General features: G+C 38.3%; 13 protein-coding genes. 3 read left to right on the top strand and 10 right to left on the bottom strand.

Annotated features, from left to right (window positions below; all coding sequences use genetic code 11):
• Nucleotides 1–99 precede the first annotated feature (99 nt).
• The gene (locus V6C71_17045; protein HEY9770169.1) at nt 100–372 is read right to left on the bottom strand and encodes a hypothetical protein; all 273 of its coding nucleotides are present in this window, start codon (nt 370–372) and stop codon (nt 100–102) included.
• A complete protein-coding gene (locus V6C71_17040; GenBank protein HEY9770168.1) occupies nt 369–986 on the bottom strand; it encodes a hypothetical protein in 618 nt (205 codons plus the stop codon). Before V6C71_17040 ends, V6C71_17045 begins: the two co-directional genes overlap by 4 nt.
• Nucleotides 987–1,778: 792 nt before the next feature.
• Between V6C71_17040 and V6C71_17035 the strand changes: the two genes are divergently transcribed.
• Nucleotides 1,779–3,662 (top strand): ferredoxin--nitrite reductase, encoded by a 1,884-nt coding sequence (locus V6C71_17035; GenBank protein HEY9770167.1) that lies wholly within the window; start codon nt 1,779–1,781, stop codon nt 3,660–3,662.
• 115 nt (nt 3,663–3,777) lie between these two features.
• Here V6C71_17035 and V6C71_17030 read toward each other — a convergent pair whose 3' ends face one another.
• The 7 genes from V6C71_17030 to V6C71_17000 form a co-directional block, all read right to left on the bottom strand.
• Entirely contained in the window at nt 3,778–4,944 is a 1,167-nt protein-coding gene (locus V6C71_17030) for an ABC transporter ATP-binding protein (protein HEY9770166.1), read from the bottom strand.
• Between the two features lie 153 nt (nt 4,945–5,097).
• Entirely contained in the window at nt 5,098–5,865 is a 768-nt protein-coding gene (locus tag V6C71_17025; protein ID HEY9770165.1) for a hypothetical protein, read from the bottom strand.
• A 45-nt stretch (nt 5,866–5,910) separates the two neighbouring features.
• Nucleotides 5,911–6,267, bottom strand: a complete 357-nt coding sequence (locus V6C71_17020) for a Mo-dependent nitrogenase C-terminal domain-containing protein (GenBank protein ID HEY9770164.1) — start codon at nt 6,265–6,267, stop codon at nt 5,911–5,913.
• 876 nt (nt 6,268–7,143) lie between these two features.
• Nucleotides 7,144–8,175, bottom strand: a complete 1,032-nt coding sequence (cbiB, locus tag V6C71_17015; protein ID HEY9770163.1) for an adenosylcobinamide-phosphate synthase CbiB — start codon at nt 8,173–8,175, stop codon at nt 7,144–7,146.
• Nucleotides 8,150–8,359 (bottom strand): hypothetical protein, encoded by a 210-nt coding sequence (locus tag V6C71_17010; GenBank protein ID HEY9770162.1) that lies wholly within the window; start codon nt 8,357–8,359, stop codon nt 8,150–8,152. Before V6C71_17010 ends, cbiB begins: the two co-directional genes overlap by 26 nt.
• Nucleotides 8,356–8,541 (bottom strand): hypothetical protein, encoded by a 186-nt coding sequence (locus V6C71_17005; GenBank protein ID HEY9770161.1) that lies wholly within the window; start codon nt 8,539–8,541, stop codon nt 8,356–8,358. The genes V6C71_17010 and V6C71_17005 overlap by 4 nt, the downstream gene beginning before the upstream one ends.
• Nucleotides 8,542–8,555: 14 nt before the next feature.
• Nucleotides 8,556–8,999: an Rrf2 family transcriptional regulator gene (locus tag V6C71_17000; protein ID HEY9770160.1), complete on the bottom strand. Its 444-nt coding sequence runs from the start codon at nt 8,997–8,999 to the stop codon at nt 8,556–8,558.
• Between the two features lie 258 nt (nt 9,000–9,257).
• Between V6C71_17000 and V6C71_16995 the strand changes: the two genes are divergently transcribed.
• Entirely contained in the window at nt 9,258–9,644 is a 387-nt protein-coding gene (locus tag V6C71_16995) for an AbrB family transcriptional regulator (protein HEY9770159.1), read from the top strand.
• Nucleotides 9,645–9,818: 174 nt separating this feature from the next.
• Here the strand turns inward: V6C71_16995 and V6C71_16990 are convergent, their stop codons facing one another.
• Nucleotides 9,819–11,468, bottom strand: coding sequence for a glycosyltransferase family 39 protein (locus V6C71_16990; protein HEY9770158.1), 1,650 nt, complete (start codon nt 11,466–11,468; stop codon nt 9,819–9,821).
• A 684-nt stretch (nt 11,469–12,152) separates the two neighbouring features.
• Here V6C71_16990 and V6C71_16985 point away from each other — a divergent pair.
• Nucleotides 12,153–14,078, top strand: a complete 1,926-nt coding sequence (locus V6C71_16985; GenBank protein ID HEY9770157.1) for a cation:proton antiporter — start codon at nt 12,153–12,155, stop codon at nt 14,076–14,078.
• Nucleotides 14,079–14,121 lie beyond the last annotated feature (43 nt).

Raw genomic sequence — 14,121 nt, 5'->3', positions numbered from 1 at the left:
TAGCTAAATTAAATTCTCAATTGTTATTAATGTTAATCAGCTTACCTTCAACAATAAATAAATTACGACGGTGAGTAATTTTTAATCATTGATAATTATTCAATCAAAGCAAAAATAAGTAAAATTACTTATTTTTTTATTGGTAGTAATCATCCTAGTTAAAGTATTGACTGGTCGATCGCTTTCTAAAGGGAGAATATCTTTACCGTGGGGCATCTCTTGCAGCATTGTAAAATAATTTAGCGTACCTACCATGACTCTGACTGTAGGTTTTGGATCGTCTAATTTTAATTCAGGGTGAGATTTTAAATATTTGGTTAAAGTCTCAATTGCTGGTTTTGGCAAATGACTGTTTATTTTGATCTTATTCATTTTGTCTTTTTTAATAACAATTCAGGAGTAAAACCAATACCTAGCTTTACCAATTTTTTTGCTAATTGGTAATTCCATTCTGATTTTCTGACTGGATTACTATTTTCCTGCCAAGAATCGTAAGTTACTTGATTACCAAAGGATCTAATTAATTCTACTAGACTATCTGAACCACCAAAAGCAGAGACGCGAGGTTTGTAATACAAACATCCTTGATAATCTTTTTCTTGAACTAAATCGATTAGAGAGTAATCACCATTAAAAATGGCATCTAACATAGATTCAAAATACCAATTACCTGGAGTTTTAAAAAAGGGATGTTGCAAACGAATTTCTGGCTTGGTCAATTCCCAAAGTTTCCAATAAATTATGCCTTCTTCACTATCGTAATCAAAACTGTTATCGAACCACTGCACAGTTTCGTCATCTAAATAATCTTTCCAAGCAAAACTATCTACGGGATCGCTATAATTCAAATTTTGTTTTTGCTCTAAATAGACAACCTGCATCCAATTGTTCTTTACCTCTTTTAGTTGGGCAAACATTTTTTGCAAACAGGTAAATCTAGCAAGGTTAGTAATCTCAAATTCAATGTATAAATATATGTCTTTCATTTCAAATAACATTAATTAACTGTAAATATCAATCTAGGTTTCTAGTAATAGGTAGTTTCGCTGACTACTAGTTAAAAACTATTTAATATTTAAAAACTTGACTGGAGTTTTAAAAAAGAAATACTCATAAAATAAGCTCGTTCTGTAATTAATTTAAAATATAAATTGCTTAAAAATTGTTTTAATAGTAACGACTTCTAATCATAGTTAAATTGCCTAATTGACTTTAGTTGATTAATCACAATCGCCTTAATCGATAATATAAATGAGGTGAGTCAGCTAAAGCCGATCCACCAATTACTGTAACAATGACTGCATTACACAATTTGCATCATAGTCGATCTGCTTACCAAAATGTATTGTATAGATTTAAGTGTGCATAGTAATACCCTCAATTTTCTGACTGCAATGTGCGATCGCTTCTGTTGCGCCTAAACTAAGATAAATTTATTAACCAGTTGATCTGGTTTCCGTAGCTGGTAATTTTCTCTATAAGCCAAGTTCTGCAAGCCTTTGTCTCCTCAAGTATAATTTACAAAATAAATATGTTATATGCGTTTATTGCATATCTATTTATGTTTAGTAATTAAAGATACAAAATATTCAAACAAATCTACATAATCTTGGGGTAATGTTAACCATGAAAAATGACTGAGGTTAGTGTATTCAAGCAAAGATACACGCTGTGAGATCCAAGCAAAATTTTGGTGACTCACAACTACAATCGATCAACCTCATCTGCATTTTCTTCATCTTTTACTTAGATACCTATACCTATCAAGATTTAGATTTATGACTATTAAAGCCGAAATTAAACTCAATAAAGTGGAAAAAGTTAAAGCAGCCAAAGATGGTCTAGATGTTAAAAATGAGCTAGAACATTTTGCTCAGATCGGTTGGGAAGCTGTCGATCAAATAGATTTAGAAACACGTCTTAAATGGTTAGGTATCTTTTATCGTCCTGTGACTCCTGGACAATTTATGCTGCGGATGCGAGTTCCGAACGGTGTAGTCAGTAGCGAACAAATGCGGGTATTAGCAAGTGCTATAGAACGCTATGGAGAAGACGGTACGGCTGATGTTACCACTCGGCAAAACATTCAACTGCGGGGTATCCGTTTAGAAGACACTCCTGATATTTTCCGTAAATTCAAAGAAGTAGGCTTAACCAGTATTCAATCTGGAATGGACAATGTACGCAATCTAACAGGTTCTCCAGTGGCGGGTATCGATCCCGATGAGTTGATCGACACTCGCGTGATGATGCAGAAGGTACAGGATATGATTACTAATAATGGTGAAGGTAACTATTCTTTTAGTAATCTACCGCGCAAATTTAATATTGCGATCGAGGGTGCTAGAGATAATTCAATTCATGCTGAATTAAACGACCTCGCTTTTATTCCTGCTTATAAAGACGGCGAATTAGGTTTCAATGTTTTAGTAGGAGGATATTTATCAGCTCAACGCTGCGCCGAGTCTATTCCATTAGGGGTTTGGGTTCGCGCTAATGATGAAGATGTAGTAGAGATGTGCCGCGCTATTTTAACCGTCTATACTGAAAATGGTGGGAAAGAAGGTTTAAGAGCTAGTCGCCCCAAGGCGCGTATGATGTGGCTGATTGAGACTTGGGGGGTAGAAAAATTTCGTCAAGAAATAGAACAAGAACTAGGTAAAGCTCTAGCTGATGCCGCGCTTGAAGACGAAATTACTCAGGATAAAAAAGATCATTTAGGAGTACACCCTCAAAAGCAATCAGGATATAGCTATGTTGGTTTGCACGTTCCTATGGGACGTTTGGCAGCAGAACCGATGTTTGAGCTAGCTAGATTAGCCGAGGTATATGGTAATGGTGAAATTCGTTTGACAGTCGAGCAAAACGTGATTATTCCCCATATTGCTAAGGAAAATATCTCAACTTTTCTCAGTGAACCTTTGCTAGAGCAATTTACCATTAATCCCAGTACTTTAACTCGCTCGGTTATTTCCTGTACGGGGGCGCGGTATTGCAATTTTGCTTTAATTGAAACTAAACAAAGAGCTTTGAAATTAGCTCAAGAACTAGACCAAGAATTAGATATCCCTAACCGCGTACGTCTTCATTGGACAGGCTGCCCCAACTCTTGCGGACAACCCCAGGCGGGAGATATTGGCTTGATGGGTACTAAAGTGCGTAAAGACGGTAAAGCGGTAGAAGGAGCAAAAATCTTTGCTGGAGGTAAAGTTGGCAAAGATGCTGAGTTGGGAACTGTAATTGACAAGGGTGTTGCTGTTGACGATCTTAAAGCCACATTGCGGAGCTTATTAATTGAGAAGTTTAACGCCAAACTAAAAGATGGTGTGGTTATCGAACAACCTCAAACTGTAGTAGAAGCTCCTCAAGCCAAGCCTGAAAAATCATCAGCCAGTTCTACTACGGCAACCAAAGTATTTTTTGCTAACTCATGGAAAGAAGCAGCTTGCGCTGAGAATGAATATATTTTGGATACAGCAGAGAAAGCAGAAATTGAAATTGAAAATAGCTGTCGTGCTGGTACTTGCGGCACTTGCGTAGCTAAAGTTTTAAAAGGAGAAGTAACTTATGAAGAAGATTATGATGCTTTAGGCGGTTTAGAACCAGGACAAGTTTTAACCTGTTGTGCTAAACCCGTTAGTTCGATAGTTATTGACGCTTAAGCTGGTTATCAATTAATAAATTCGATCGCCTAAATGTAAAACTATAGTCATTCCCATTAATTTCCGTGCTTTTGTGATTCATGTTTCTATTTAGAATGACTATATTGCTAATAATTTAGAACGATACTGAAGCTAAACGTTTTTCTATGCCATCAAATTTAGGAAATATTCGAGCAGAAGTTAGATTCAACGACAGACTAACTTTGGTTTCTAGCGCGAGCGCCAGATCTAAATTAGTACGAGCATAAATTCTTTTTCCTGAAGCCGTTGACACACAATAATAATATTCTCTACCCAAAAACTGCCTTTCGCAAACCACTATCTGCGATTCGGGATCGGGAATTAAGGTAATATCTTCCGGACGCAGCATCAAGTCGCCAATTTCTGCCTCGGCATAATTGCGATCGCCCAGCTTTGGTTGAGATAGGGCTATTTCACCAATTTCGGTGAGCCAAGTCTGTCCTTTTTTGGTAGCGGGTAAGAAATTAGCTTGGGTCACAAATTCCGCCACAAAGCGGGATGCAGGATTAAGATACACATCTTCTGGTGCCCCTACCTGTTCGATCTTTCCCTGACGCATTACGGCAATTTTATCAGAGATAGCTAGGGCTTCTTCGCGATCGTGAGTCACAAAGATGGCTGAGATACCTGCTGCTTTAATAATCGAACGAATTTCTACTCTTAAACGATGTCGTACCTGAACATCTAAGTTACTCAAGGGTTCATCTAGTAAAATTAAAGCTGGTTGAGGTGCTAAGGCTCTAGCCAGGGAAATTCGTTGTTGCTGACCCCCTGAAAGCTGATGAGGATAACGTTTTTGCAAAGCACGTAGTCCAACTAATTCTAAAACTTCTCTCACTCTTTCTTCGATCTGAGCCTGAGACTTTTTCTGAAAAAATCTACTCTTACCTTGGTTTTTGTGCTGATTTTTTAAACCAAAAGCAATATTTTCTGCCACGGTTAAATGAGGAAATAAGGCATAGTCCTGGAATACCATTCCTGTGTTGCGCTTTTCCGCTGCCAAAGATTCACAGTTAGTACAGACTACTTTTCCGGCGATCGATACTGTTCCTTGAGATATGGACTCAAATCCTGCAACTATTCTCAATAGGGTAGTTTTACCGCATCCTGAAGGCCCTAATAGGCTCAATAATTCTCCGTGGTTCAAAGTCAGACTAACATCATCTAAAACTACCGTATGACGACTCTCTATAGCAGATACTGCTCGATGAGGATATGTCTTGGTAATGTTTTTGAGCTGAAGAATTACTGACTGATTCATCTTATGTTTTGATAGCAGCCAAAATTAATTTTTAGCTGTTGTGGCAGGTTTGAACTATGAGCTTATAGGAATAGTTCTCAATTAAAGTTTAACCTATTCACTGTGTATTCTTGCCTGGAATTTAGCTTAGTCACAGATTATCTTGAATTCTGCTTAAAATAAACTGTATCTTTGGAGTAAGGTTTCGAGTAGCTTCGGTAAGCTCTTGGCTAATTGCGATTTATTGGTAAAGCTCAGCTGCTTATATCCAGCCATATCAAAAGGAATTACTCCTGTTAAGTCAGAGCGTTCCATATTCAGCAGTAAAATTTGACCATGATCTTTAGTTTGGATACCATAGCCTAGTTCTACACATACATTAGAGTCTAGCAATAGCTCTGAGCGATCTGCTCCAGAAATACTGCTGACAGGAGTTACATCAGCTATTAACAACAAGCTTTTACCGATCTTTCTAAACTGACTATTACTTAAACGCAAAGGAGAGCCTGAACTGCGGGGGGTAATCTCCAAAGTCAGCGGAATGCGCGATCGCGCTGCTAAATCGTCAATAATTGCGGTCAATGCTGAAGTTATAGCTTCATTAGCAGCCTGGTGGTAACGCTGAGGACTATAGTAGATTGTTGGTTCTAACCCAGAAATGCTGGTACATTTGGTAAAATAAATTTCCTGAGAAACTAAATCAATATTGGAAACTAAATAAGTACCGCTTCCTTGAATATAAAACTCGACCGTTTTACCTGACAAATACAGTTGAAACCAGTCTGAACCTTCTACTTCCAGGCGATCGTCTAAAAAATCTGCCCTCAAGCCTGTTTTTAGCAGGCTGTTTCTGCTCAAGCGCAGGGAGCAAGGCTGCTGGATTACTTTTTTGATTGGTTCGTATTGTTCTAAATACCAGGCTTTGAGCGCAATTATTGCCACGATTGTCGGTTCACGAGAAAAAGATGATTAATATTCTAATCCATCTCAACAATAGACGCTAATATCTTCTCCACACGTATCAGCTAAATAACAAATTGCCCGAAAACGCAAGGCAATTATTTCATTGTAAAGAGGGTTGAGTTTACACATAGGAGGAATCTTTAAGATAGTCAGATTCAATAACCTAATCTCACGTTCAAAGGGACACTGACTGGGAATTAAGCGGCAAATGCGATGAGCAAAAGCACTGTTGTCGATCTCAATTCCATCTAAGCATTTGCGTAGCGGGGAAAGCAAATCAATTTTGCTCTTTTTGATTCGGAACGAAAGTAATTGTCGTTGTTGTCGCTCGATCCAGGCACTCAAGTGTAAAGTCTCGAATGTATGTTGTACTAAATTCATAGCTGACTCCTCAACTCCAATAGTTTTGCTTACGGTAGAAATTGGTTAGTTTGATAATTGTCTCTATCTATATATGTCGAAATAGTTAGTTTGATGCTGGTTAAATCCGAGCTAATCAAGCAACACTCCCAAATTTTGGACAATAGTTTAAATTGCATTCAAGAACAATTAGGTTACTGGCTGATAACCATCTACTTGATATCATCCTGCACGATTTATCTTTTGTTTTGCATGAGCAAGATCACTTAATTTATGTGAAGTTTGTTTGAAGATGTAGTCAAGAATTGGTAAACATTGAGAGGAAACACAACTATATTTAAGCAGCAGTAAGACTACAGCTTATTTTTTAACAGACAAATATTACTAGTATTGTTGTTTGTGTAACATTTATCTGGTTTATTGCTATTTTCGCTACGTTTTGAGCAAAAACTAATTCTGCTTAAGTTAGCCAGTAATATTGGAATCTAGGGCTGATAAATATTAGATATAAATCTGATTACCGCGATTATACAAACTGCGGCTCTTGAGCCATAGCGCATGTTCTGTCCAAAAAACTATTCTCAGACAAGTTTGATTTGACTTTATTTACATACCTAAAACAACTGGTACGAAATTGATTATTAAATATCAGTACAAGAATATAAGTCATAAAGTGTATGACTAAGTTTACTTTGTTGGTGGCATAAATTATCCCTAGCTGTTGGTCATAGCTAAAACACAGAAACAGTGTGAGTTGAGGGTGATTTTATCGATCAGAAATAGTATAACGCTCTAATTTTTCCTTGGGTAGAAAATATGTATTAGTTGCTACCAAATAACCAGGTTATTTAAAAACGAGCGCTCGACTTTTGTTGCCTGATTGACTTAAGGTCAAATTTAAATCCCAGCAAACAGTAAAAATTGTCCGTGAATCAATAAAGCGATCGCCAACCAAGTTAAAAAACAATAACGAGTCAAGTTTAAAGCGCGATCGATCTTGGCTAGAGAAATTGTTGCCATCGCGTCTCCTAACAGGGGTTTTTCCTTCACTACTCCCCGATAAGTATTTTTTCCTCCCAACTGTATTCCTAAAATTCCCGCATAGGCAGCCTCACTCCAGCCTGAGTTGGGACTAGGATCTTTAACTCCATCACGGCGACATATTGCCCATACCTGTGCGGGTTTACCCGAAAAAAGGCTGAGTGTAAGTACTGTCAAACGACAGGGAATCCAGGTCAAACGGTCTTCTAGCTGCGCGCTAAACCAACCCAAATCAAAATAGGGATCGCGGAGATAACCCACCATTGAATCCAAGGTGCTAGCAGCTTTATAGGCTAATGCCACAGGAACAGCACCTATAGTGGTAAAAGAGCCGATAATAGCCCAAAAAAGCGGTGCAGTGACTCCATCCACGGCATTTTCTGCCACTGTCTCTAATAATGCCCTAAGTATTTCTGGTTGAGATAGATTTTCGGTATCTCGCCCCACATATAAACTCAGACGCGATCGCGCTGTTGCCAAATCATTAACCTGTAACGACTCTAAAACATGCTGCACTGCAATTCGCAAACTCTTTCCAGCAAAGCAACTGGCGAGGATAACTATTTCCAGGATGAACCCTAGCCCAGGATGAACCTGGTAGCAACCCTGCACGATTAACCAGCCTGAAAATCCACTACCAGTAATTAGTAATAAGCCCAACAGCACGCCTGCAAAACGACGTTGCCAACCTAGAGGACAAATTTTTAGCGCTAGGTTAGTATAATTTTGAATTAGCCAACCCATAATCTGTACTGGGTGAAGCCATCCCCAAGGATCGCCAATTAGATAATCTGCGATAGCTGCTAATAGTAAAATTAAGCCCGATTGAAACGATAAGGCAGAAAAAATGAAGTGTGCAGGATCATTCATCTCGAATTTGAGCGACATTGTCTTCCCAGTTTTGTCCGTCGAAAGGTCGAATTGTAAATTTATCGATTATGTTTTCATCTAAGCAGCGAAAATTAACATCGATCATCTTGGGATGAGAGCGAGGACGATAAAAAACATGGATGCCACAAATTGAGCAAAAAGTATACTGAGCTAAGTTAGTGTTAAAAGTATAGTTCGTCAAGATATCTTGTCTTTTAATAGAGTAAAATTTTCTGGTGGGACAATTAAATGCAAAAAACCTTTTTTACGACAATTTGAACAATTACAATTTTCTACCGTAAAGCGATCGACTAATACTTGAAAACGGACTGCGCCACAATGACAACCTCCGTTACAAATTAAAGATTTTGTTGAAGCAATCATAAGCATTATTTGGGTCAAACAATAAAATTATTCTCTTCGCCTTGGGCAGCTTGCCAACTGCGAGCATCATAATATAAATCAGCTAAGGTAATACTATACAATGCCTCTTTGAGTTTTTGATGTAGTCTTTGCCATAAACTAAAAGTGACCCAATCTTCTGCTAAATTGTTATCAGGAGAGTGATTAGGTAAAGGTTCAATACTTTCTCCTACAGCTTCTAAAATTTTGCCTAGAGAAATTTGCTCTGGTTTGTCTGCTAGCTGATAGCCTCCTTTCGCTCCTCTGACTGATTTGACTATGCCAGCGCGTCTCATTTCAATCAATAATTTTTCGAGATATGGTGCAGGTAAATCTTGTCTTTGGGCAATCATTTTTACAGATGTTGGTTGGTATTCAGGCTGTAAGCTAAGGTCTAATAATGCCTTAACACTATAGTGGCCACGAGTAGTTAACTTCATTATTATTTTGCTTAATTTTAAGTAAAACTTACGTAAATAATTCGCTATTTTTTGACAAACTTATAAAGATTATTTTTCGGCAGTGATAATATAGATCGCTCAACTGAAATTTTAATTAAATTTTAATTTAGTTGATTATGCTCAATAAGTGTAATATAGTTTTATATCAAGATAGCAAAGTCAAAAAACTTAGCTCGATCTAACTTTAAGCTAAGTGCAAAACTGTAAACCAAATAATTTTTTAGTTGTTTCAAATTAATGGCAAAAGCAACCCAACCACAACCTTTAGTCGGTCCGACATTAATAGATAAAGTTAAAGAGCTAGGCAATCTCTCAAAAGAGGAAAAAGCCAAAAAGTGCGGCTATTATACAGTCACCAAAAACGGAGTAGAGCGAGTCAATATGATGAAGTTCCTTAATGCACTAATTGATGCAGAAGGAATTGAATTAGATAGCACTTCTAATGGACAAGGTAGAGGTGGGCGTTCCGCTAGTTATCGTATTAGCGTTCAATCTAATGGAAACTTATTGATTGGTTCTGCATACACCAAAAAAATGAGTTTGAAACAAGGAGATGAGTTTGAAATAACTCTAGGTAGAAAGCATATTCATTTGCGACAAATTGGCGTTGATGATGAAGAATAAGCCTTGATTAAATTTTGTCACAGTTAGCAAAATAAATATTAGCCAGTTTGGATAAAATAAAAATGATAGAGGGGTTCGATTGAATACAAAGTTATTGATCGTTCAACCTCTATTTTGTGATTAATCGTATTTAATAATTGCAGCCTGCTCTGAGCGCTAGTTAACTAAATCAAATTATCTGAGCTGTCCAGCCAAAATAGATTTGGGTTTTTTAATCGCTAGCATCCAGCCCAAAGATTCAAACTGAGCGTCTTTAGCGATCGCCTGTTGCGGAAGATTGAGCTGTTTCAAAGCTAGAGAATCAACTAGCAAATAGACAGTGGCATTTTCTTGCCAGTGCTGTTTAAGTTCCTCGATTGATTGATTAACTATTTGGCGATCACTATAAAAATCCAAGCTAGGTCGCTCTAAAGGCATTGAACTATAAATTATTGCTTGAGGCGGAGTATACTGTTTAACTAGTTCCGCGATCGGTTTAACCGACTCTACTGCCTTTAGCTCCCAAATCCAATGGGGAGAAATGAACAGTAAAAAAAATGAAATAAAAAGTCCCCAAAATAGTAAAGGAATAAACTGCTTATCCTGTTGGGCAATGACAATCGCTGTCGCAGCAAAAGTAATGCTCAGTGAGCCACAAACAAATGGCAAATAAAAATCAATGTAGTTACGAATGCCCCAGTTCAACCCTGCCAATGCAGCCATAACCGCCATCAGAGCAAATCCATACATCCAACTTCGAGGATAAGCAACATAGCTGGGCAAATTAGCGATCTGATCCAGCTGTCTTCCTGCTGCCAACGCCAAGGCTGGATATACAGGCAACACTAACCAAAAGTCTTGATGAATCACTAAAAACCCAAGGATCAAATATCCTCCGATCCATACAGCTAGTAGTTTACCCCATCCCCAATGAAAATTTTGCTGAATTACAGTTAAACTGGTAAACCCGACTATGATCCAAGGCAAAAAATATTGCAGACCCTGTAGTAAATTGTATCCGACAGGCAATCCCAGCTCCACGCTCGTCGAAACAGTCTGAGCTAAAAACAGCTCGATTAAATCCTTCGTAGTTTTGAATTCGTGATAACGAAACCATTGAGCGACATACCAGACAACTCCAGGAATAGCTCCTAAAATTAGACCTGTCCAAAAATAGGCTGAGGTTACCAATCTGGGGGTATCCCAGAGCAGAAACAGCAAACTAATTAGCAAAATTTGACAACCAAACAACCCGTTGGTCAGGCTAATTAAGCTCAAACCAATGCCTGTAACCAAAGCCCATCTCACATCGCGACGCGATCGCAAAACAGCCCAAATTGTCACTAGCTCAAAGCAGAGTAGGGGACCATCTAAAGTTGCTAAGCGACTATAGCGCACTACAGGCAAGCAAGTTAGATATACCAAAGCCGAAAACAAGGCAGGAATACGAGCGATGAAAATTTCGCGCCCGATATTGTAAATTAAGATAACCGAGACAGCGCCAAGTAATGCGCCTGGAAACCGAGTTGTAAATTCATTAACACCACCAATACTATAGGCGATCGCTACTAAATTGTGCACCAGAGGTGGTTGAGCTAAATATGGCTCACCCCATAAAGTCGGAAAAACCCAGTTGAACGTTGCTGTACTTTGATAAATTTCTTTGGCAACTTGCGCCAACGTTGCTTCGTTTGGATCTAATAGAGGTAAGTTTGCCAAATTTACTAAAAATAAAACTAATGCTGCTATTGATAAACCAGAAAGACAGAAGCATTCTAGCCGAATTTCACTTTGGCGCAGTTTATTAGATGAGCGACTCCAAATAGATATATGGTGAGATGACATAAGTTTTAGAACAGCAGGAAAAAATAATTATTTGTATTTCCGATTCATGTTGGTAAGAGCCCAAAATATGAAGATTAAAACGTATTTTTATCTGATGACAGTAAGATTTAATTTTACTTTGACCTATTGCAATTACCCAAACATATTACCTTTTACACTGCTTAGCAGTCTCTAAATTATTAGACAGCATTCTTGTGAACAAACAAAAATTAAGCTCATGATCAGCTTAACCTTCATTAGTCTATCTTTTTCTGTTGGTACTGACGAAGCCAATCCAAAAACATTAAAAATTTTCATTTTTTACTAATCGCTATGATAAGCTTTACCAGGTCTTAGCCAAAATTTATCCTTTAACCAGAAAAATATCTTCTGACAACCAGCTTAATAAGTTTTATCGCTGCTTAAGTTTAGAAGGTGAATAAGTTCCGTCGATTAACCCTGCTCTGCGGTTGAAGGAGCTGGCAGAGCAATCTGAGACTAAAATGCTAAAATACTGGTCAATCAACAAGTTTCGACTAAGTTAAAATTAGTAACCAGTTTAATTTGAAAATTATCAAGTTTTGAGCATAGTAAATATACTCGAATGGTAAATAAAATGAAATAACTATTACAAAGTTGAGCAATCTATTTTATTTAACAATTTAACCGACAATCTGCAAAGAACGCTAATTTTTTGCTTATCTTATGGAAGGATCTTTTCAAATTACCATACAAATAGTTATTACCGTTCTTGCAGGTATCAGCGCACAAGTAGTAGCCGAATATTTCCAAGTTCCCAGTATTGTTTTTTTATTGTTGTTCGGCATCTTATTAGGTGCGGATTCATTAGACATACTTCATCCTCATGATTTGGGAGTAGGGTTAGAAGTATTAGTTGCTCTTTCTGTTGCGATCATTTTGTTTGAAGGAGGACTGAATCTAGAACTACGAGAACTGGGCAAAGTATCAGGTAGTTTACGCAACTTGGTAACCGTTGGTACTTTAATTACCCTGGTGGGGGGAGGAATGGCAGCTCATTGGCTAGCCGAGTTTCCTTGGTCAATTGCATTTCTTTATGCTTCTTTGGTAGTAGTGACAGGACCGACCGTAATCGGGCCCTTGCTGAAGCAGGTAAGAGTAGATCGGCAGGTAGCAACTCTTTTAGAAGGGGAAGGGGTACTAATCGATCCTGTTGGCGCAATCTTGGCGGTAGTAGTACTAAATACGATTCTCAATACTAATGCTGCGCCTTTGGATATCATGAGTGGTCTGCTGCTACGCTTGGGAATTGGAGCGGTGGTAGGTGGACTTGGAGGCTGGTTATTAGGACTATTGCTCAAAAAAGCGAATAGTCTTTCAGACGAACTAAAAAATCTAGTCGTTTTGGCAGCAGTATGGGGACTATTTGGTCTTTCACAAAGTTTGCGGAGTGAATCTGGTTTAATGGCAACGGTGGTAGCTGGTATCGTAGTTAAGGCTTCGGCTATACCTGAAGAAAGATTGCTGAAAAGATTCAAGGGTCAGCTAACGGTTCTGTGTGTTTCCGTATTATTTATTTTGCTAGCTGCCGATCTATCTATTGCTAGTGTCTTCGCCTTAGGATGGGGAAGCGTGCTGTCAGTTGGGGTTCTCATGCTGGTAGTAAGACCGATCAGTATTGTTGTCTGCACCTGGAATAGCAACATGAACTGGCGACAAAAGCTATTTTTGGCTTGGATTGCGCCCAAAGGTATCGTATCTGCCTCTGTAGCTTCTTTATTTGCCATTTTATTAACTGAAAAAGGTATTAACGGTGGAGATGCCATCAAAGCTCTAGTCTTTTTGACTATTTTGATGACTGTCTTTTTTCAAGGATTAACAGCGCGGTGGGTCGCTAAATGGCTAAAGATTACCTCCAGCGATGCTAAAGGAGCAGTAATTATTGGCTGTGATGCCTTGGGTCGTTTTATGGGTCGGTTGTTTCAGCAGCTAGGAGAATCTGTAGTGATGATTGATACCGATCCTGAAGCCTGTAAAAAAGCAGAAGCCGATAATCTACCCGTGTTTCAGAGTAGCGCGCTAGATACTGAAGTGTTGGCCGAGGCAGGCATTGAATCTATGGGAACGTTTTTAGCTCTAACTAACAATGGCGAAGTTAACTTAGTTTTAGCTCAACGAGCAGCAGAAGAGTTTCAGCCTCCTAGAGTCTTAGCTGCGTTTCCTCAAAATAGCTTAACTGAAAGCAGCAGTAAAACAAAAGTTAGTCAGGCATTAATTCCTCAATTACCAGTTAAAATATGGAATAGCTATATCAATGACGGACAAATAAAACTAGGAAAAACAGTTTTAAAAGAGTCGGATTTTTTGTTTAAGTCAGCTCATCTCCAAGCTTTAATTCGTGCAGGAGAAATGTTGCCTCTATTAATAAAACGCCGAGACATTCTACAGGTGTCAGTAGCGGCAGAAGAATGGCAAGTCAAAGATGAAATTTACTATCTGATCCATGACCCCAGACCAAAATTATTAAAACGCCTCTCAGGAGGAAACCAATCTTCTCGCCTTGTATTAGAAAAGCTTCCTGAAGTAGAAGAAATCTCCGTAGCTGCTTCTATGCCTCAGGTAGCTTCAGAGAAAATTGAAGAGGCAAAATAAGCTATATAAGCTAATTATTCAGTTTAATCGATAGATTTTTTGC

Origin of the sequence: Coleofasciculaceae cyanobacterium, assembly GCA_036703275.1 — a bacterium.
Classification (GTDB): Bacteria; Cyanobacteriota; Cyanobacteriia; order Cyanobacteriales; family Xenococcaceae; genus Waterburya.
This window is presented reverse-complemented; position numbering and strand designations above follow the sequence as displayed.